This is a genomic window from Pseudomonas corrugata (genome assembly GCF_001269905.1).
Lineage (GTDB): Bacteria > Pseudomonadota > Gammaproteobacteria > Pseudomonadales > Pseudomonadaceae > Aquipseudomonas > Aquipseudomonas corrugata.
Genome location: NZ_LHVK01000031.1, coordinates 71,022 through 89,103, shown reverse-complemented (window position 1 = coordinate 89,103; position 18,082 = coordinate 71,022). Strand labels below are relative to the sequence as shown.

The window sequence follows — 18,082 nt, the reverse complement described above, 5'->3', positions numbered from 1 at the left end:
GCTGTCCCTGGTTCAAGCGGGCGCGTGCGGCTCGTGCTTCAGCAGGTTCGACAGGCGGGTCAGCCCCTGGGTCAATTCCTCGAAGGACGGGCCCCCAAGGCACAGGCGAATGCCGGTCACCGGTTCATCGCGATCCACCATCAGCGATTCTGGCGCAGTCACCCTGATGCCTACGTGGGCAGCCGCCTTCGTGAAGCGCTCAGCGGCGTCGTGGGTCATCGGGAGCCAGATGTGATAGGCGTCCGGGTGCGAGACGCATTCGACCCCGCCAAGCAATTCGGCGGCGAGGCGGGTTCTGCGCCGCGCTTCATGCCGCAAGTCCTGCTGGATGGAGGCGACCACGCCGTTGGACAACCAATCTTCCACCACGGCGCAGGACAACGGCGACGGGCCCAGGGGAATATCCTGCAGGTGTTCCTGCGCAGCGCCGTGCAATTCAGCGGGTAGCGTGAGCATGCCGATCCTCAATCCGGGGCCGAGGGATTTGGACAGGCCGTTGATATGCAACACCCTCTCGGGTGCCAACGTCGCAAGGGCTGGCACCGGCGCCGATCCCAGCGCATAGACACCATCCTCGATGATCCAGGCGTCCGCTTGTCGACAGACCTCGACGATAGCCTGCCGGCGCGCCGTATCCATCGTCGCGGTGGTCGGGTTGTGGAGCGTGGGGGTGAGATAGACCACTTTGCTGGCGGCTGCTGCATGATGATCGAGGGCCTGCGCGAGCGCCTTCGGCAGCATCCCTTGCTCGTCGATCTCGACCCCTTGCATCCGATAGCCTTTGCGCCGGGCCAGGGCTATTGCGCCGGGATAAGTGAGGCGTTCCGTCAGGATCATCCCATGGGGGCCGCAGGCAAGATCGAAAGCCAGGGAAATGGCCTGGCGGGCGCTACCCGTCAGCACCAGGTGGGACGGCTCGACCACGATGCCGAGAGCGTCAAGCCAACGGGCCAACAAGCGACGATGTTCCAGGTGTCCGGCGGGTGGGGAGTAGAGATTGAGATGATCGGCGTCGATCCTGCGAGCGATGCCGGTCAAGGTCCGCGCCAGGAGACGGCTCGTCAACATGGCGGGTGGCACATTGGACGAAAGATCGATCAGTTGCTGCCCATGTGCCTGCAAGATGGCCACGAACGTTGCCCGACCCTTGACGCTGCGCACCAGACCCCGTCGTTCCAGGGCGGCATAGGCTTTCGTCACCGTACCCAGGCCGATCCCCAGTTGCCAGGCGAGTTGCCGGTGGGCGGGGAGACGGTCGCCACTTTTCAATCGTCCTTCAACGATGTCGTCGGCCAGGGCATATACCAGGCGTTCCGATGCGTTTGCTTCGATGTCCGCGAGGCGGGGTGTCCAGGGCGATTGAAGGCGCATTGTGGGTAACCGGTGAATGAATAGTGTCGCGTGACACTATTTCAATAGTCATGAAGTGTCACGCGCATTATGGTGCTTGCGGACAACGGTTCAGTTATTCGGAGCGACGGAAACGCCGCGCGTCTCGGACGCCTTTTGAGGACATTCCAATGATCGATCATCCGATCATGTTTGCCTTTGGCAGCTACATCCTTGCCGCCGCCAGCCCGGGCCCCAGCAATATGGAGATCATGGGCGTGGCGATGCGTGACGGGCGCTCCCACGCCTTGGTCCTGGCATCCGGCGTCATGACGGGGTCGCTCTTCTGGGCGTTCCTGGCGGCGACGGGGATCTCCGCCTTGTTGGCCGCGTGTGCACAGGCGCTTTTCGTCATCAAGGTGGTGGGCGGGGTCTATTTGCTCTACCTGGCGATGCGCGCGGGCAAGGCGGCCATGGCATCGACACACGAGAGCGCCGGTGCGGTTGTCGGGCGGGAGGCTCGGCGTTATCTGCCTCTGTACCGCCAGGGTGTGGTCATGCACATCGGCAACCCCAAGGCCATCATGTCCTGGATGGCCATCATGTCGCTCGGGCTTCGCGAAGACGCGCCAGTCGGTACCTTGCCTGCGATCATTGGCGGATGCGCCTTGCTCGGCGTCATCATCTTCGGCGGCTACGCCATCGTGTTTTCGACCGCCAGGATGATCGCCGGCTACACTCGGCTGCGACGCTGGATTCAGGGGCTGTTCTGCGCGCTGTTTGCGCTCGCGGGATTGAAGCTTCTCGTGTCGTCCCACTGATGTTCCAGTGTTTTGAAGTCGCCAGGAAAAACGAAGGAGAATGCTTTGGACCCTGTGATTCAAATCGTTGACGTGTTCGGCGCCGAGTCGTTCTCCGGCAACCCGCTGGCCGTGATCATGGGCGCCGATGCGCTGGAGACGGATGAGATGCAACGTCTGGCCCGCTGGTTCAACCTGTCGGAAACGACCTTTGTGCTATCGCCGACGCACCCGAGTGCAGACTACCGGGTGAGGATCTTTTCGCTGCAGCGGGAATTGCCGTTCGCCGGGCACCCGACATTGGGGAGTTGCCATGCCTGGCTTTCGACCGGCCGCAAACCCATGAATGAAGCGCACATTGTCCAGGAATGTGGCGCGGGGCTCGTGACAGTGGGTCGTGATCAAGGCCGGCTTTGCTTTGCCGCACCTTCGCTGATTCGCTATGGAGCCCCGTCAAGGGCAGAACTGAACGAGGCGGTGCAACTTCTGCAGATAGATCCGCGTGACGTCGTCGATGCGGCCTGGGTCGATAATGGCCCTGGATGGCTGGGCATCCGACTGGTGTCAGCCGAGCAAGTCCTGGCCGTGCAACCAGCACAAAGCTGGCCGCGCAGAATCGACGTTGGCGTGGTCGGGCCGCATTCCGGTGGTGATATCGCCTTCGAGGTCCGAGCCTTTTTCAGCAATCATTCGGGCGCCATCGTCGAAGACCCGGTCACGGGCAGCCTGAATGCCTCGTTGGCGCAGTGGTTGTTCGATGCCGGTCTGGTTGAGCAAGCCTATGTTGCAGCCCAAGGCACCCGTCTCGGTCGCAAAGGGCGCGTCCATGTGCGTCGCGATGACGCTGGCCAGATCTGGATTGGCGGTGAAACGCGCACTCAGGTTGAGGGAAGGCTGCAGGGGCTGTTTTTGAATCAGCCCCTTGATTGAGCAGCCCCGCTCATCACGTGGGGCTATCGAATGCCGGGTATCAAACCCCCAGCTTGTCCCGTAGCCCGTAGTACCACGCGCCGAGCGCCGCGAATGGCGTGCGCAGCAGTTGGCCGCCAGGGAAAGGGTAGTGGGGCAGGTCGGCAAACGCATCGAAACGCTCGGCCTGGCCACGCAGCGCCTCGGCCAAGACCTTGCCCGCCAGATGTGTGTAGGTCACGCCATGGCCGCTGCAGCCCTGGGAGTAGTAGATGTTGTCCCCCAGGCGTCCGACCTGCGGAAGACGCGACAATGTCAGCAGGAAATTTCCGGTCCAGGCGTAATCGATCTTCACATCCTTGAGCTGCGGGAACGCCTTGAGCATCTTCGGCCGGATGATCGCTTCGATGTTCGCCGGATCCCTCGCGCCATACACCACACCACCGCCGAAGATCAGGCGCTTGTCGCCCGTCAACCGGTAGTAGTCGAGCAGGTAGTTGCAGTCCTCGACGCAATAATCCTGGGGCAAGAGACTGTGGGCCAACTCGTCACCCAGCGGCGCGGTCGTGATCACCTGCGTGCCGCAAGGCATGGACTTGGCCGCCAGCTCCGGCACCAGATTGCCCAAGTAGGCATTGCCGGCCACGATAATGAACTTGGCCCTGACCTTGCCCTGTGACGTGTGCACCACCGGGCTGGCACCGCGCTCGATGCGCACCGCGGGTGACTGCTCATAGATCACCCCACCCAGGGATTCCACGGCCGCCGCCTCACCCAGTGCCAGATTGAGCGGATGGATATGTCCGCCGCTCATGTCCAGCATGCCGCCTATATACTGATCGCACGCCACCACCTCGCGGATACGCCGCTGATCCAGCAGCTCCAGCTGGGTATGGCCGAAGCGCTCCCACAAACGCTTCTGCGACTCCAGATGGCCCATCTGTTTAGCCGTAAGGGCCGCGAATACACCGCCGTCCTTCAGGTCGCACTGAATCTGATACTTCGCCACCCGCTCCCGAATGATCCGCCCACCCTCGAACGCCATCTTGCCCAGCAACTGCGCCTGCTGCGGGCCGACACTGCGCTCGATCACATCGATGTCGCGGCTATAGCTGTTGACGATCTGCCCGCCATTGCGGCCCGAAGCGCCAAACCCCACCTTGGCGGCCTCGAGAATCGTGACCTTGAAGCCGTTCTCCAGCAAAAACAGGGCAGAGGACAGACCGGTATAACCTGCACCGATCACGCACACATCAGTCTCGATGTCATCCTGCAGGGCCGGGCGGGGCGGCACCGGATTGGCCGACGCGGCGTAATAGGACGCTGGATAAGGTGTGTTCGCCATTCTGCAACCTCTGTTTTATATTTTTTACGAGTGCACAGATCCTACCCGAGATAAAAATCGGCCGCCAGCCACCCCCAAAATCTCCATCCCGTGGGGGAAATTAAATATTTTGCATATTCATAGGGTTAGGTGAAAAAAAGGTGTTGACACCCCTTCGGAATTCCGTAGAATGCCGCCTCACAGCAGGCACGTAGCTCAGTTGGTTAGAGCACCACCTTGACATGGTGGGGGTCGTTGGTTCGAGTCCAATCGCGCCTACCAAACAAAATCCGCTCTGCTGGGCGGTCTAGAAGGGCTCACCGAAAGGTGGGCCCTTTTTTGTTGTCTGCGATTTGCAAAACTTTTGCAAAACTCCCACCTCAGAACGCCAGCTCTGCTCGATGTGAAGCTCGGCACCTTCGAGTATCCAATGGACGGCATCGTCCCAACGTGCTCCACGCTGATCACAGGCAAGGGGCTGACCAAGCTTCAGGCAATGTGGCGGAGCAGGGAAGAGGACTTGCTGACCTAGCAAATGCAGAGAGCCCGGCCATACGCCGGGCTTTCGCAGGATAGGGGTGTTAAAGTCCTGCCCATTAGAGGGATGAATCCATGACGCAGGAAGAGCAAGCCATTTCTGAGCGTGCTGTGGTATTTGCAAAGCAAAACCGAACCCGTATCGCCCGGGATCTGGCCTGTTTGGAGACCTATTCGAGCGATGAGTACCCAGTCTCTGTGTTCATGGCTGGGTCGCCGGGCGCAGGGAAAACTGAGGTGTCCCGGGCGTTTATTGGAATGATGCAAGCCGGTGGATCGAAGGCGTTACGGATTGATCCTGATGATTTTAGAGTTTATTTTCCTGAGTACACGGGGCGAAACTCCAGTCTTTTCCAGCGCGGGGTAACGACCATTGTTGAGCGAACCCTGGATTTGGTTTACCAGCGACGTCAATCGTTCCTGCTGGATGGGACTCTTGCGAATCTTGAAGTGGCGCGCCGAAATATCTCGCGAGCCCTTGATAAAGAGAACAGGTCCGCCCAAGTAATCTACGTCTACCAGCGTCCTGAGCTTGCCTGGGAGTTTGTTCTCGCGAGAGAAAGGAAAGACGGAAGGAATATTCCTTGACCTGAGTTTGTCAGACAATTCTATGCTGCAAAGGTCTCTGTCTGTACTCTCAAGCGTGAGTTTCAGGATGCGTTGCAGGTGGATGTGATCATCAAGGACAACGATGGCGCGAACGGCGATATTGGCATTGGCCTTTCAGCTGACGAAATTGACGGGTTTATCAACCAGCCCTATGATCCCAACGAGCTTGAACGTATTTTGAACGGAGTATTCCCATGAAAGGCGAAAAGGCAGCAGGCGCTTCGACGAAGCCTCATGGTTCGTCGACAATGTCTGAATTTTTCCGCCACGGGTCCGCGGAAGAAAGGCGAGAGATTTATCATATGGCGGCTCGTGCGGCCATTGATGAGCAGAAGGACGTGATCCGCTCGTCGAAATCTGGCGAGTTTATGGCTGCAAAATGTAAATAATTCCATCTCCATCTCCATCTCCAAAGCCCGGCCTAGCGCCGGGCTTTTTGCATCTGGGCTCAAGGTTTTTCGGCGTTAGCCTTCTCTAGCAAGCCTGCGATGCCCTCCAAGAGCACCAAGTCCGACTCTCTGAGCCTTCCCTTCGCCGAGGCTCTGGCCAACTTCTCGATGACTGCTATCGCCTTGGGCGAAGCGCTTTGTTGCATTGCCTGATAGGCCGGTGACTGGTCCCGCACAACATCCTGGCGAGTGAACTCACCTTCCATGACGTTTGAGCCGTACCCACCTGAATAGACCAGTACACCTGGCGCTAGCCCGATCTTTTTCTCGAGAATTATCTCGCGGAAACTCAGCGCCGAGTCATTGTATGCGTCCGGCCAAGTCATCTACCCGGCCCCGCAAAGCCAGGACATGGTGTGCACTTAAATTTAAGTGCACACCAGTTCTAGCCTTTTAAGCGGGTATTTCATGCAGCCGACACGCCGTTCGTATTCCAAATCCTTCAAGGCCCGGGTCATTCAAGAGTGTGTCCAACCCGGCGCTTCGATTGCCAGCGTTGCCCTTAGCCATAGCCTCAACGCGAACCTCGTTCACAAATGGATTCGGGTGCAAGCGCAGAAAAGCACGGCGCTCCAACCTGCATTCATCCCGTTGCCTATACACGAAACAGCCCACGGATCCTCAGCGAATATCAGCATTGAGATTCTGCACCCACGCGGCACCGTCAAAGTGAACTGGCCAACCGATAATGCTGCTGCCTGTGCCGCATTCCTTCGAGACCTTTTACGATGATCCGCATCGACGCCATCTGGCTTGCCACCGAGCCCATGGACATGCGCGCCGGAACTGAAACGGCGCTGGCCAGAGTGACCGCGGTGTTCGGTGCGGCGAAGCCGCACTGCGCCTATCTGTTTGCCAATCGCCGTGCGACTCGGGTCAAAGTGCTGGTACATGATGGGATTGGCGTCTGGCTGGCGGCACGTCGCTTGAACCAAGGTAAATTCCATTGGCCAGGTGTTCGGCAAGGCAGTGAATTGCAGTTGGATACAGAGCAACTTCAGGCCCTTTTGCTTGGCCTGCCTCGGCGTTTTTCAAGGTAGTTGTCGCGTCACCGTCTAACTATGCTGCTCTTTTCTCGGCCTGCAGCTCTCGATCCGGATTCAGCAGCACCGTGCCTATCGGCTCCCAGTTCCGTGTTCGTCCAGACCAGCGTTCCGGGCTTTTCTTTCGGGCTTGCTCGTACAGTTCATGACGCTGAGCCAGGATCTGTTGATCCTGCCCTCGATGCCGCTCCGCCGGGGTCACGAAGCGGATCCGGCTATGCCGGTGTTCGTGGTTGTACCAACGCATGAAATCCCTGACCCAGATGCGTGCGGCGTCCAGGCTGGCAAAGCCATCTGCCGGCCATTGCGGGCAGTATTTCAACGTTCTAAACAGCGATTCCGAGTATGGATTGTCATTGCTCACACGCGGTCGGCCACGTGACGGTGTGATGCCCAGGTCATGCATCTTGCTCAACAGCGTCAGTGATTTCATCGGGGCACCATTGTCCGAGTGCAGTACCAGCGGTTCATGCAAACATTGCTCGCCGATCACGCTACGCTGCAGCAACGCAGCCGCCTTCTCACCGCTTTCCTCTTCGTAAACCTCCCAGCCCACGGCCTTGCGGCTGTAAATGTCCTCGATCAGGTACAAGTAGTAATACTTGCCACGCACCGGCGACGGCAGGTAGGTGATGTCCCACGACCACACCTGATTCGCCCCCTTGGCCGTGTGGGTCGTCGGTGCCGCATGCCGTCGCGGGCGCTGGCTACGACCTCGATGCTGTTGTTGACCCGCAGCCCGCAGCACCCGATAAAACGTGGCTTCCGATGCCAGATAGCGCTGTTGATCGGCCAGTCTCGGCACGATCTGACTCGGCGGCAGGTCGGCGTACGCCGGGCTGTTGCACAGCGTCAGGATTGCCTGTCGCTCGATCTCGCTCAACGCATTACGCGGCGTGGGTCGTAGTGTGGTCGTTCGGGCGTCAGCCTGAATAGCCTCGGTTTCAGTCCAGCGCTGCAAGGTTCTGAGCGAGAGGCCGACTTCCTGGCAGGCCCTGATTTTCCGGGCTCCGGCCATTTGCGCTTCATTCAACCAGGTTACGAGTAACTGCCGCTCTGGCAAAGCCGTTAGCTGTCCTCGTTGTCGATCCCCCAGTAATCGTTGAGCTTTTTTCGCAGCACCAACAACGCGGCGGTTTCAGCCAGCGCCTTGTCTTTGCGGCGCAGTTCACGCTCAAGTTCCTGGATGCGTTTCTTGTCCTTACGGGCTTGTTCGCGATCGTCTTTTTGCTGGGCTTTTTCCGTCTTCTGGCCACTGATGAAGGCTTGCCTCCAGGCGCTGATTTGCTCGGGATACAGGCCTTTACGGCGGCAGTACTCACCCAGTTCAATCTCGGACAGGCCGGCGGCTTCAAGGACGACAGCAAACTTGATTTCGGCTGTCCAGTTCTGGGTCGATGAGGTGTTATCGGGCACTGCGTTTCCTTCAGAACCGACCTGCTTGCGCCAGTTCGACAAAGACATTTCGCTGACCCCTTCGCGCCGGGAAACCTCGGCCATCGACAGGTTGAGCGGAGGAAGCAGCATCTTGAGCAATGCGGCTTTGCGTTCAGGTGAATAGTACGGCACGAACAGTCTCTTTCCGCCCCCGATCTGCTTTTTCAGGAAAATTCGGAGAGGCGACAACTATCCTGACACCGGGGGATACCATCAATCGCCCGCTCGCACGCCACGGCGCGGATAACTACCTCAGACGTCAACGCAAACCGCCAATTCAACCATTACACAAGCATCGCCCCCTCCGTATAAATTGATACAGATCAACCTAGCCCCCCCAATGTGCTGTACGTTAAAAACCAGAACCCGCTAATCAGCACCGGAGACTCTCCATGTCCTGGTTTCGCCATCGTCAACCAGCGTTCTTACGCCTCGCCATCGTGCTGTGGGTGTTGGCATTTGGTCTGGCGGCGGCCCAGGGGTGTCTGGTTCAGCCCAGCCATAATCCGGCTACAACTCATGCCTCGTTGAACACCGCGCAAGATGACGATGGCCACGAAGCCCATGCCGTCGGTTGCCTTCAGCACTGCGCCGATGCGGCGATAGCGATTGGTCCTTCGCTCCCTCTTCAAACATTTGATCTGTTCAGTTGGACGTTTCTGTTCCTGATCCCTGCGCTGCTGATTTTGTATCCCGTCCCCCTCCCCGCTTTTGCCTTTCTTGCACTACGGCGTCCTGTACCCGCCAGACCGCCTGTCCGTCTGATTTTCGTGCGTTTGAACGATTAATCCGACCTTCTGCGCGCCGATCTTCGGCGCACTGTCTGACTGCGCCAGCCCGGCGCGGATTGGTATTACCTGAGTTGTCCTCATCCTTTGGAGATTGCCATGCATGCCTCATTGAAATTCATCCTCGCCACCCTGCTCGTGAGCAGTCCACTCATGGCCTCGGCGGTCGAGCAAGCGCCGACCGCGCCCGCCCAGACAAGCGAAGCCACTGAGGCAACGCGAAACAATGTCATGACCGAGCATATGCAGAAAATGCAGGCTGCCTACGACAAGGCAGCCGCCGCCAAGACCCCAGCCGAGCGCCGCGCCGCCATGCAGGAGAGCATGAAGACGATGAGGGACAGCATGGCCATGCTGCATGAGGACTGTAATGGTATGGGTATGGGTATGGGTATGGGCATGTCCGGCAATCAGGACGGCATGGGGAGGGGAATGATGAACATGATGATGAGAATGATGGACCAGCAATCGAGCATGATGAAGATACCGATGAACAAGTGACGCGTACAAGCCTGTAGGCAACGTCGGTTTACCCTTGCCAGTAGGCCAAGGGTAAACCGTCGCCCGTCCACCAATACGACGCGTCACTAACAGCACGTCCCTCTGGAGTACAAGACCATGATGGACTCACCACCTTCCGCAAATATCCCTCCAGCATTTTGGAGGAGCAAACCCGGCATAGCGCTGGGTATGGTGCTGGTGATCGTGCTGTTCTATCTGGCAAGAGAACACTACGGCCATGTGCTGGGTTTACTGCCTTACATGATTTTGCTGCTGTGCCCGTTGATGCATTTTTTCGGGCACCACCAAGGTGGTCACGGTCATCACGGCGAAGCCTCAGCCTCGATCAAGGATGCGAACAGGAGGTAGCTCATGAACACCCCTGAGGTTGGCCAACAGCACCGCCCAATGCAGAACACTAGCGCCCATGACCCGGTATGTGGCATGCCCGTCAGTCACGACAGCCCGTTCAGCACGGAATATGAGGGGCAGAACTACCGGTTCTGCAGCCAGAAATGCCAAGCGACCTTCCGGGCAGCGCCCGAGCGTTATCGAATAGCTCAAGTGAATATCGAACACGTCCACCAGGCAGCAGCAGAACCGTTAACGGGTGCCGCTGAATACACATGCCCCATGCATCCGGAGATTCGGCAGATCGGTCCCGGTGTATGCCCCAAGTGCGGCATGACCTTGGAGCCGGTGATTCCCGAACTGGAGGAAGAGGAGAACCCGGAACTCAAGGACTTCACCCAGCGCTTTTGGTGGACGTTGCCACTGACAATAATCGTCACCGTCTTGGCCATGGGCGGCCATGTCTTGGTGCTGTTTCACGGCCCCACGCAAAACTGGATCGAGTTCGGACTGGCCGCCCCCGTGGTGCTTTGGGCGGGCTGGCCGTTTTATGTGCGCGGTGTGCGCTCGGTGATTCAGCGAAGTCCGAACATGTGGACGCTGATCGCACTCGGTACGGCGGCAGCCTTCCTTTACAGCGTCGTGGCCACCCTGGCCCCCGAGGTATTCCCCAGCAACTTCATGATGGACGGCCGCATCGGGGTGTACTTCGAAGCGGCGGCGGTGATCATCTCACTGACCCTTCTCGGCCAGATGCTCGAGCTCAGGGCTCGCTCGCAAACCTCGGCTGCCATCAAGTCGCTGCTTGGACTGGCGCCAAAGACTGCCCGTCGGATCAATGCCGACGGCACGGAAGAAGACATCCCACTGACGCACGTACACAGCGGCGACACGTTACGTGTGCGCCCTGGCGAAAAAGTGCCTGTCGATGGCCAGGTGTTGCAAGGCGAAAGCGCTGTGGATGAGTCGATGCTCACCGGCGAACCCATACCGATAATGAAGCGGGCCGGCGACGCGCTGATCGGCGCCACCCTCAACATCCACGGCAGTCTGGTGATGCAGGCACAGAAGATAGGGTCGGCGACCCTGCTCGCACAGATTGTGCAGCTGGTGGTGCAGGCACAACGCTCAAAAGCGCCGATGCAACGGTTGGCCGACGTGATTGCCAGCTATTTCGTGATGGTGGTGATTAGTATCGCCACGCTGACTCTTCTCGGCTGGGGGCTGTGGGGGCCCGAGCCGAGTTGGGTGTTCGGGTTGATCAATGCGGTCGCGGTCATGATCATCGCCTGTCCGTGCGCCCTTGGCCTGGCGACACCGATGTCCGTCATGGTCGCCACCGGGAAAGCCGCTGGCAGCGGCGTATTGTTTCGCGATGCCGCGTCCATCGAAAACCTGCGCAAGATAGACACCCTGATAGTCGACAAGACCGGCACCCTCACTGAGGGTCGACCAGCGTTCCATAGCGTCGAAGCCGTATCCGGTTTTACTCAGGATGAGGTGCTGCGCCTGGCCGCCAGCCTGGATCAGGGCAGTGAGCATCCATTGGCCCACGCCATCGTCGAACAGGCTCGTGCCGCAGGGCTGCAACTGGCAACACCTGAAACCTTCGAGTCAGCCTCGGGTATTGGTGTAAGCGGTCACGTCGAGGGGCGGCGCCTGATGCTGGGCAATACCGCGTTGATGCAGGAGGCGGGCGTTTCCACCGAGAGTTTGCACGTGCATGCCGAAAAGCTGCGCGACGACGGTACGAGCATCATGTACCTGGCAGTCAATGGTGCCCTGGCGGGTCTGCTGGCGGTTGCCGACCCCATCAAACCCACCACGAGGCTGGCCGTCGAGCGTTTGCAGGCGGATGGCGTCAAGGTCATCATGGCCACTGGCGACGGTCTTACGACGGCTCGCTCGGTCGCTCGCCAGTTGGGCATCGGGGAGGTGCATGGCGAGGTCAAGCCGCAAGATAAAGAACGTCTGGTGGCCGCTCTGCAACAAGCCGGACACCGCGTGGCGATGGCCGGCGACGGCATCAATGACGCCCCTGCATTGGCGCGCGCGGATGTCGGTATCGCCATGGGCACTGGCACTGATGTGGCGATGAACAGCGCCCAGGTCACCCTGGTCAAGGGCGATCTGCTCGGTATCCTGCGTGCCCGCAGCCTGTCAGTAGCAACGGTGAGAAACATGCACCAGAACCTGACCTTCGCCTTCCTTTACAACGCCATGGGCATCCCATTAGCCGCCGGCTTGTTCTTCCCGCTGACCGGCCACCTTCTGTCGCCACTCATTGCCGCGCTGGCCATGAGCGTGAGCTCGGCGTCGGTGGTATTCAACGCATTGCGTCTGCGCCAGGCCTCCATTGACTGACTAAAAACGACCCCTTGACCTTGCCACGGCAGCAAGGTTGAGGATGAGCCAAGGTCGCAGAAGAGCCTCATGCGTCTGTTTTTCCATGATCACTTTTTGTGAGGAGTCACCGATGAAGACTGTAGAACTGCAAGTCCAAGGCATGAGCTGTGGTTCATGCGTCAAACATGTCACCGAAGCGCTGCGCCCACTTGAAGGCGTCAGTGACGTCACCGTGGATCTGCAAGCCGGACGGGTGAAGGTCAGCGGCGTTTCGGACAGCCATCCGCTGCTTGCAGCCCTGGAGGACGCGGGCTACCCGGCACAGCTGGCGACAGTGGAAAGCGTAGCGAGCAAGAAAACCTCGGGGTGTGGCGGGAACGGCGGCGGGTGCTGCTGCCGGTAAGCGTTATTTTTAAACTTGAGACTACTCCGGCGATCGCCCCTGGCCAGCCCCAGGCAAGCCGTCCCGCTGCGCCTGGGCCATCAACCATTCGCAAAACAACTCCAATTTCTTACTACGTTCCGGACTCCGCTTCGCCACATAGCAATAGCTGCTCTGATGAAACCCGAATGGTGCCAGCAGGCGGCCAAGGCGAATGTCGTCAGCCACCAGGTGCCAGGGGGCGACGCAGATCCCCAGCCCGGCAATCGCGGCTTCCAAGGTGAAATAGTAATGTTCGTACTCCAAGCCGGCCGGTGCGCTGGCTTGGTATCCAATCGCATCCCCCCAGCTTGTCCAGGCATTCGGGCGCGTTTTGGTGTGCAGCAGTGGGTGCAGGAAAATCGAACTGAGTTCAGTCAACTGGATACGCGCGGATAACGCCGGTGACAGGACGATACCCAATCGCTCAGGGAATAACAGGAGGGTGTTTTCCTGACCATCGAGCCGACCCTGCTCAGCCGTGATCATCACGTCATACCGATCACGCCCCGGATCGCTCGTGTCGCCTGAAGAGCTCAAGCGAACCTTGATGTCCGGGTACTTCACATTGAAATCGAAAAGGCGGGGTATCAACCATTTGACCGTGAAGGTGCTGAAGCAGGACACGTCCAGAATACCCGTCGCGGTATCCCTGATTCGGCCGACTGCGGCTTCGATCCGATCCAGTGCAGCCGTGAGATCCGGCAGGAGTTCTTTGCCGGCGGCGGTGAGTTGCGGTTTGTTCTTGGTGCCCTCGAACAGCTCTACCCCAAGACTCAACTCCAACTGGCGTACCTGGCGACTCACCGCCCCGGGCGTGACCGAAAGTTCATCGGCGGCAGACGTCATTCTTCCCAGCCGGGCGGCGGCCTCGAAGGAGCGCAGAGCATTCAATGGGGGGAGGCGACGTTTCATTAAGTGACTTTAACTCAATTACTTCAGGCCCATAAATCGTTTTCCTGGCACGCCTCGTTTTTGCAGAATCCCGCTGCACCAGCACATCCGGCCGCCTGTCCTGGATGCCGGAACGGCAGGAGCCCCACCCAAAGCAATTGAGAGAGCCTCACATGCCATTCGTTCGCACAGCCGTCATCAAGGGCACCAGCCCGCAGCAACGCCAACACATCGTCGATGGCATCCATCAAGCGCTGGTCGAGAGCATCGGCATGCCCGAGGATGAACTGTTCAACCTGGTCACCGACTATGATCCGGAGCAGTTCTTCTACAGCCGCACCTTCAATGGCGTCGCTCGTTCAGACAAGCTCGTGGTGATTGAAATCACGCTGCGCAGGGGTCGCAGTGACGCCATGAAACGCGACCTGTACAAAAAAATCGCTGACCATCTCGGTGCCCAGGCGCAGGTTCGCCCGCAGGATATTTTCATCTTCATGCATGAGAACGACTATTCGGACTGGTCGGTGGGCCTGGGCAAATTCGCAATGGCGTTGGTGCAGCAAACTGGCGATGCCTCTGTCGTGTAGGCGCCAGGTTTGCGTAGCCCTCTGACGGATGCGACTGCCTCAGGGGCTTGGCCGGTCAGGTATCCCGCCTGACGACCCGACGGTGACAATCTTGCGCAGCCAATACCCTGCCCGCCTTTGAACGGACCGTGATGGTCTCGACTGGCTCCGACAAGTCGTTGTCCAGCAGCACCGAATAATGCTCGCCCTTGTTGAAGAGGAAGCGCTCTCCCCACTGGCGCATGCTCACCACGATGGGAAACACGGAGCGCCCCATCTCGGTGAGTACATATTCCTTGTAGGCGCTGCCGTCGGACGCCGGTTGGATTTCGAATATCCCCAACTCGACCAACATCTTGAGTTTTACCGCCAGGATGTTCTTGGCGAGGCCAAGGCGTTTCTGGAACTCGCTGAAGCGCCGAACATCATCGAAAGCGTCGCGGATGATCATCAGCGCCCAACGATCTCCGATGGCTTCAAGGGTCCGCGCCACGGGGCATTCGCTCTGCGCCAGCAGTGCCTGTCTGGCCATGATCTCTCCCACCTTCCTGGACAACGTGTTGATGAGGACGCTCTAGCGCCGGAAAAACTGGTTGCATATTAAAACCTGGTTTGTTAGAAAACAACGAATCAGTTTTGTTTTGAAACCAGCCTAACAACGACGTTTAAGCTGAGGGACCTTTGAACATGGACGTCGAAGCCGAAAGAACAGTAGGAGCCAGCACACCGCTCCCTAGGGTAGGTGCAGCCACCCTCAGCCGTCACCAGACATTTCTCTTCGCTATCACCTGCGCGATGGCTGTGGCCAATGTCTATTTCGCACAGCCGCTGCTGGAGTCGATGGCCACCAGCCTGTCGGTTCAACCCGGCACTGTCGGGGTGGTGGTCACGGCAACCCAGGTGGGTTATGCGCTGGGCCTGCTGTTCATCGTGCCCTTGGGCGATCTGCTGAATCGCAAGAAACTCATTCTGACGCAACTGCTGCTGTCGGCCGTGGCCTTGTGCGCGGTAGGGCTGGCGCAAAGTTGGGGCATGCTGCTCGGCGCGATGGTACTGGTCGGCCTGATGGCGGTCGTGGTGCAGGCGTTGGTCGCTTACGCCGCCACACTGGCGAGCCCGGAGCAGCGCGGCGAGGCCATCGGTACCGTGACCAGCGGCGTGGTGCTGGGCATCCTCCTCGCCCGCTTCGTCTCTGGCGCAGTCGCCGACCTGGCCGGATGGCGAGGTGTCTACTTCGGCTCGGCAGTCTTGATGGTGGGCATGGCGTGGCTGCTGTACCGAACCATGCCGGCATCGACAACGCCGCCGGCCAGGGGCAGCTACTGGCGGTTGCTGCGCTCGGTACTACAGCTGTACCTGACAGAGCGGACGCTGCGCGTCAGAGGCACCTTTGCCCTGCTCATATTCGCGGCATTCAGCGTGCTGTGGACCGCCATGGTGCTGCCGCTGAGCGCGCCGCCACTGTCGCTTTCACATACCCAGATCGGCCTGTTCGGTCTGGCCGGAGTGGCGGGAGCCTTGGCCGCTACGCGCGCCGGGCGTTTGGCCGACCAAGGGCTCGGCAATCGCACCACGGGCATTGCCCTAGGGCTATTGACCTTGTCCTGGTTGCCCACCGCGTTGGTTGAAAGCTCGTTGCTGGGCATGCTGGTCGGGGTCGTCCTGCTGGACTTCGCCGTGCAAACCGTTCACGTGACCAACCAGAGCCTGATCATCGCGGCGCGGCCCGATGCACAAAGTCGCCTGGTGGGCGCCTACATGTGCTTTTACTCAGTCGGCAGCGGCTTGGGCGCGATTGCTGCCACTTACACTTACGCACACTTCGGTTGGGTGAGCGTTTGCCTGTTGGGCGCAGCCATCAGTGGCACGGCCCTGTTGTATTGGTTGTACCTGCAGCTGACTTCAGCATGACACCGCTCCCCCTCATCAAGGCGACTCATCAATGAAACCATGGCACTTAGCGTTGGCTGTACTGATCACGGCAATCTGGGGAATCAATTTCTCGGTGATCAAACTGGGGTTGGCCACCGTGGATCCGTTCATTCTGGCGGGCATCCGCTTCAGCCTTTGTGCGCTTCCGGCGATCCTCTTTATCCGCAAGCCCGATGTGCCCTGGCGCTACCTCATCGGTTATGGACTGGTGTTCGGTATCGGTCTGTGGGGTGTGGTCAACCTGGGCATCAAGGCTGGACTCTCGGCAGGCATCGCTTCCCTGATCCTGCAATTCAGCGCGTTCTTCACCCTGCTGCTGGGCGGATGGGTGTTCAAGGAAGCACTGACCCGTTTCCAAGTGCTGGGCATGCTGATCGCCCTCGGCGGGCTCTTGTGCATCATCATGATCAGCGACGGTTCGGTCAGCCTGCCGGGGGTGTTTCTGGTGTTGGTTGGCGCGGCCTCATGGAGCGTCGCCAACATCATCAACAAGAAGGCCAGCACTCGGGATGTCTTCGGCTTTCTGGTCTGGTCCAGCGCCTTCGCGCCGATCCCGTTGTTCGCCCTCGACTATGCAATCAACGGCAACACCGGCTATAGCTCATTCATCCAGCAGGTAGACACGACCGCCGTGCTGTCGATTCTGTTCCAGGTCTACCCCAATACCCTGTTCGCCTATTGGATATGGAACTCGTTGCTCAAGACCCACCCGGTGTCCACCGTGGCGCCGTTGTCGTTGCTGGTGCCGATTTTCGGGATGCTCGGTTCGGTCTTCGTCTTCCACGAGAGTGTGTCGTTGAACAAAGTGCTGGCGGTGGTACTGATCGTGCTCGGCCTGGCCGTCGGCCTTTATGGGCAGCGTATGTTCAATGCCATGTTTGCCGTTCCGACCCCACGCTAATGCGACGAAACATAACTGGACGACCCGGACGGCGCCGGCAAGGCATAAGTCGCCTTCATCCATTCGATCTCAGCCTGGGGCGCCCGACCGAACAGGCGCTTGAACTCACGACTGAATTGCGAGGCGCTTTCGTAGCCGACGTTGAACGCCGCCGTCGAAGCGCTCATCGCGTTGCGCAGCATCAGCAGCCTCGCTTGATGCAGGCGCGTCGACTTCAAGTACTGCATGGGTGAGGCGTCCGTCACGTTGCGAAAGTACAGGTAAAAGGTAGGCACGCTCATGTTGGCTTCCCGGGCAAGCGTCTCGACACTGAGACGTTCCGCGTAGCAGCTGTGGATTTTCCGGATCGCGCGGGTGATCTGGCCGAAGTGCCCTTGGCGACTCAACGCGGCGCGCATCGAGCCGCCCTGCTCGCCGGTCAGGATGCGGTAGTAGATCTCCCGTATCAGCGACGGCCCGAGTATCTGCGCTTCGCCCGGGTGGCTCATGGCTTCAAGAAAGCGCAGCGTCGAGGCACACAACTGATCGTCCATGGGCGAGGCGTACATGCCCTTGGGCGGGGCATCGCTTGGACCGAGGGCTTCGTCGACCTGCAGCATCAACTCGCTGGCCAGCTGCAAGTCGAGGCGCATGTAGACCGCCAGCATGGGCTCTGCGTCGCTGGCGTCGGTTTCCATGGTAAACGGCACGGGGACCGACACCACCAGGTAGTGCTGGGCGTCGTAGACGTAAACGTCATCGCCCAGATAACCGCGCTTGCGACCCTGGCACAGAATCACGATACCGGGGTCATACAACACCGGCGTGCGCGCCAGCGGCCGGTTCGAACGCAGGAAACGGATGTCCTCCAGCGCGCTGAGATTGTAGCCCTCGACTGGCGCCAGCTTCTCCATCAACTGCACCATGCGCGAAGTGCGTGAGTCGGCCTCAGTCATCGACATCCTC

The 18,082-nt window shown here is 59.4% G+C and carries 20 protein-coding genes, 1 tRNA gene and 1 pseudogene; 15 read left to right on the top strand and 7 right to left on the bottom strand.

The features are described 5' to 3' along the window. Positions 1 to 12: 12 nt before the first annotated feature. Positions 13 to 1,371: an aminotransferase-like domain-containing protein gene (locus AD665_RS26165; protein WP_053194370.1), complete on the bottom strand. Its 1,359-nt coding sequence runs from the start codon at positions 1,369 to 1,371 to the stop codon at positions 13 to 15. A gap of 149 nt (positions 1,372 to 1,520) precedes the next feature. On the opposite strand from AD665_RS26165, the gene AD665_RS26160 reads away from it, so the two are divergent. After that, positions 1,521 to 2,150: a LysE family translocator gene (locus AD665_RS26160; protein ID WP_053194369.1), complete on the top strand. Its 630-nt coding sequence runs from the start codon at positions 1,521 to 1,523 to the stop codon at positions 2,148 to 2,150. Positions 2,151 to 2,195: 45 nt separating this feature from the next. Continuing rightward, a complete protein-coding gene (locus AD665_RS26155; RefSeq protein ID WP_053194368.1) occupies positions 2,196 to 3,059 on the top strand; it encodes a PhzF family phenazine biosynthesis protein in 864 nt (287 codons plus the stop codon). A 40-nt stretch (positions 3,060 to 3,099) separates the two neighbouring features. Here the strand turns inward: AD665_RS26155 and AD665_RS26150 are convergent, their stop codons facing one another. Further along, positions 3,100 to 4,383, bottom strand: coding sequence for an NAD(P)/FAD-dependent oxidoreductase (locus tag AD665_RS26150; RefSeq protein WP_053194367.1), 1,284 nt, complete (start codon positions 4,381 to 4,383; stop codon positions 3,100 to 3,102). Positions 4,384 to 4,567: 184 nt separating this feature from the next. Here AD665_RS26150 and AD665_RS26145 point away from each other — a divergent pair. The 3 genes and pseudogenes from AD665_RS26145 (at position 4,568) to AD665_RS26135 (ending at position 5,897) form a co-directional block, all read left to right on the top strand. After that, positions 4,568 to 4,644: transfer RNA gene (locus tag AD665_RS26145), tRNA-Val, on the top strand. Between the two features lie 330 nt (positions 4,645 to 4,974). After that, positions 4,975 to 5,706, top strand: a pseudogene (locus AD665_RS26140) (zeta toxin family protein). Continuing rightward, positions 5,703 to 5,897 carry a hypothetical protein gene (locus tag AD665_RS26135; RefSeq protein WP_024776658.1) on the top strand — a complete coding sequence of 65 codons (195 nt, stop codon included), beginning with the start codon at positions 5,703 to 5,705 and terminating at the stop codon, positions 5,895 to 5,897. Before AD665_RS26140 ends, AD665_RS26135 begins: the two are co-directional and overlap by 4 nt. 59 nt (positions 5,898 to 5,956) lie before the next feature. On the opposite strand, the gene AD665_RS26130 is transcribed toward AD665_RS26135, so the two are convergent. Beyond that, positions 5,957 to 6,283 (bottom strand): hypothetical protein, encoded by a 327-nt coding sequence (locus AD665_RS26130; protein WP_231995020.1) that lies wholly within the window; start codon positions 6,281 to 6,283, stop codon positions 5,957 to 5,959. A gap of 82 nt (positions 6,284 to 6,365) precedes the next feature. Between AD665_RS26130 and tnpA the strand changes: the two genes are divergently transcribed. After that, on the top strand, positions 6,366 to 6,689 hold the full coding sequence (tnpA, locus tag AD665_RS27245) for an IS66-like element accessory protein TnpA (RefSeq protein WP_011600737.1): 324 nt from the start codon (positions 6,366 to 6,368) through the stop codon (positions 6,687 to 6,689). Continuing rightward, complete coding sequence (gene tnpB / locus AD665_RS26125; RefSeq protein ID WP_053194366.1) at positions 6,686 to 6,997, top strand: IS66 family insertion sequence element accessory protein TnpB; 312 nt, start codon at positions 6,686 to 6,688, stop codon at positions 6,995 to 6,997. Before tnpA ends, tnpB begins: the two co-directional genes overlap by 4 nt. 19 nt (positions 6,998 to 7,016) lie before the next feature. Here tnpB and AD665_RS27240 read toward each other — a convergent pair. Then, positions 7,017 to 8,569 (bottom strand): IS3 family transposase gene (locus tag AD665_RS27240; protein WP_155514776.1). Its coding sequence is split into 2 segments (ribosomal slippage): positions 7,017 to 8,107 and positions 8,107 to 8,569, totalling 1,554 coding nucleotides; the frame shifts between segments, so codons are not numbered across the junction. Between the two features lie 260 nt (positions 8,570 to 8,829). Here AD665_RS27240 and AD665_RS26110 point away from each other — a divergent pair. The 5 genes from AD665_RS26110 (at position 8,830) to AD665_RS26090 (ending at position 12,826) form a co-directional block, all read left to right on the top strand. Next, a complete protein-coding gene (locus tag AD665_RS26110; RefSeq protein WP_053194365.1) occupies positions 8,830 to 9,225 on the top strand; it encodes a hypothetical protein in 396 nt (131 codons plus the stop codon). A gap of 99 nt (positions 9,226 to 9,324) precedes the next feature. Next, on the top strand, positions 9,325 to 9,726 hold the full coding sequence (locus tag AD665_RS26105) for a hypothetical protein (RefSeq protein WP_053194364.1): 402 nt from the start codon (positions 9,325 to 9,327) through the stop codon (positions 9,724 to 9,726). A 117-nt stretch (positions 9,727 to 9,843) separates the two neighbouring features. Continuing rightward, positions 9,844 to 10,095, top strand: a complete 252-nt coding sequence (locus AD665_RS26100; protein ID WP_024776285.1) for a DUF2933 domain-containing protein — start codon at positions 9,844 to 9,846, stop codon at positions 10,093 to 10,095. Positions 10,096 to 10,170: 75 nt separating this feature from the next. Next, positions 10,171 to 12,441, top strand: coding sequence for a heavy metal translocating P-type ATPase (locus tag AD665_RS26095; protein ID WP_173668671.1), 2,271 nt, complete (start codon positions 10,171 to 10,173; stop codon positions 12,439 to 12,441). Positions 12,442 to 12,553: 112 nt separating this feature from the next. Next, positions 12,554 to 12,826 (top strand): heavy-metal-associated domain-containing protein, encoded by a 273-nt coding sequence (locus tag AD665_RS26090; protein ID WP_053194363.1) that lies wholly within the window; start codon positions 12,554 to 12,556, stop codon positions 12,824 to 12,826. A gap of 21 nt (positions 12,827 to 12,847) precedes the next feature. On the opposite strand, the gene AD665_RS26085 is transcribed toward AD665_RS26090, so the two are convergent. After that, complete coding sequence (locus AD665_RS26085; RefSeq protein ID WP_053194362.1) at positions 12,848 to 13,759, bottom strand: LysR substrate-binding domain-containing protein; 912 nt, start codon at positions 13,757 to 13,759, stop codon at positions 12,848 to 12,850. 152 nt (positions 13,760 to 13,911) lie between these two features. Between AD665_RS26085 and AD665_RS26080 the strand changes: the two genes are divergently transcribed. Next, positions 13,912 to 14,325, top strand: coding sequence for a tautomerase family protein (locus AD665_RS26080; RefSeq protein ID WP_053194361.1), 414 nt, complete (start codon positions 13,912 to 13,914; stop codon positions 14,323 to 14,325). A 55-nt stretch (positions 14,326 to 14,380) separates the two neighbouring features. On the opposite strand, the gene AD665_RS26075 is transcribed toward AD665_RS26080, so the two are convergent. Then, positions 14,381 to 14,836 carry a winged helix-turn-helix transcriptional regulator gene (locus AD665_RS26075; RefSeq protein ID WP_053194360.1) on the bottom strand — a complete coding sequence of 152 codons (456 nt, stop codon included), beginning with the start codon at positions 14,834 to 14,836 and terminating at the stop codon, positions 14,381 to 14,383. A gap of 155 nt (positions 14,837 to 14,991) precedes the next feature. On the opposite strand from AD665_RS26075, the gene AD665_RS26070 reads away from it, so the two are divergent. Together AD665_RS26070 and AD665_RS26065 are read left to right on the top strand one after the other, a co-directional pair. Next, positions 14,992 to 16,215, top strand: a complete 1,224-nt coding sequence (locus tag AD665_RS26070) for an MFS transporter (RefSeq protein ID WP_053194359.1) — start codon at positions 14,992 to 14,994, stop codon at positions 16,213 to 16,215. A 31-nt stretch (positions 16,216 to 16,246) separates the two neighbouring features. Continuing rightward, positions 16,247 to 17,137, top strand: coding sequence for an EamA family transporter (locus AD665_RS26065; RefSeq protein WP_053194358.1), 891 nt, complete (start codon positions 16,247 to 16,249; stop codon positions 17,135 to 17,137). Here AD665_RS26065 and AD665_RS26060 read toward each other — a convergent pair. Further along, positions 17,134 to 18,072: an AraC family transcriptional regulator gene (locus AD665_RS26060; RefSeq protein WP_053194357.1), complete on the bottom strand. Its 939-nt coding sequence runs from the start codon at positions 18,070 to 18,072 to the stop codon at positions 17,134 to 17,136. The two genes, AD665_RS26065 and AD665_RS26060, sit on opposite strands and share 4 nt — an antisense overlap. Positions 18,073 to 18,082 lie beyond the last annotated feature (10 nt).

Bases quoted from the DNA above. Each gene is read 5' to 3' on its own strand.
- AD665_RS26165 (WP_053194370.1), bottom strand. From the start codon at position 1,371: ATGCGCCTTCAATCGCCCTGGACACCCCGCCTCGCGGACATCGAAGCA.
- AD665_RS26105 (WP_053194364.1), top strand. From the start codon at position 9,325: ATGCATGCCTCATTGAAATTCATCCTCGCCACCCTGCTCGTGAGCAGT.
- AD665_RS26085 (WP_053194362.1), bottom strand. From the start codon at position 13,759: ATGAAACGTCGCCTCCCCCCATTGAATGCTCTGCGCTCCTTCGAGGCC.
- AD665_RS26090 (WP_053194363.1), top strand. From the start codon at position 12,554: ATGAAGACTGTAGAACTGCAAGTCCAAGGCATGAGCTGTGGTTCATGC.
- AD665_RS26065 (WP_053194358.1), top strand. From the start codon at position 16,247: ATGAAACCATGGCACTTAGCGTTGGCTGTACTGATCACGGCAATCTGG.
- AD665_RS26075 (WP_053194360.1), bottom strand. From the start codon at position 14,836: ATGGCCAGACAGGCACTGCTGGCGCAGAGCGAATGCCCCGTGGCGCGG.
- AD665_RS26135 (WP_024776658.1), top strand. From the start codon at position 5,703: ATGAAAGGCGAAAAGGCAGCAGGCGCTTCGACGAAGCCTCATGGTTCG.
- AD665_RS26070 (WP_053194359.1), top strand. From the start codon at position 14,992: ATGGACGTCGAAGCCGAAAGAACAGTAGGAGCCAGCACACCGCTCCCT.
- AD665_RS26080 (WP_053194361.1), top strand. From the start codon at position 13,912: ATGCCATTCGTTCGCACAGCCGTCATCAAGGGCACCAGCCCGCAGCAA.
- AD665_RS26060 (WP_053194357.1), bottom strand. From the start codon at position 18,072: ATGACTGAGGCCGACTCACGCACTTCGCGCATGGTGCAGTTGATGGAG.
- tnpA (WP_011600737.1), top strand. From the start codon at position 6,366: ATGCAGCCGACACGCCGTTCGTATTCCAAATCCTTCAAGGCCCGGGTC.
- AD665_RS26100 (WP_024776285.1), top strand. From the start codon at position 9,844: ATGATGGACTCACCACCTTCCGCAAATATCCCTCCAGCATTTTGGAGG.
- AD665_RS26160 (WP_053194369.1), top strand. From the start codon at position 1,521: ATGATCGATCATCCGATCATGTTTGCCTTTGGCAGCTACATCCTTGCC.
- AD665_RS26150 (WP_053194367.1), bottom strand. From the start codon at position 4,383: ATGGCGAACACACCTTATCCAGCGTCCTATTACGCCGCGTCGGCCAAT.
- AD665_RS26130 (WP_231995020.1), bottom strand. From the start codon at position 6,283: ATGACTTGGCCGGACGCATACAATGACTCGGCGCTGAGTTTCCGCGAG.
- tnpB (WP_053194366.1), top strand. From the start codon at position 6,686: ATGATCCGCATCGACGCCATCTGGCTTGCCACCGAGCCCATGGACATG.
- AD665_RS26110 (WP_053194365.1), top strand. From the start codon at position 8,830: ATGTCCTGGTTTCGCCATCGTCAACCAGCGTTCTTACGCCTCGCCATC.
- AD665_RS26095 (WP_173668671.1), top strand. From the start codon at position 10,171: ATGCCCGTCAGTCACGACAGCCCGTTCAGCACGGAATATGAGGGGCAG.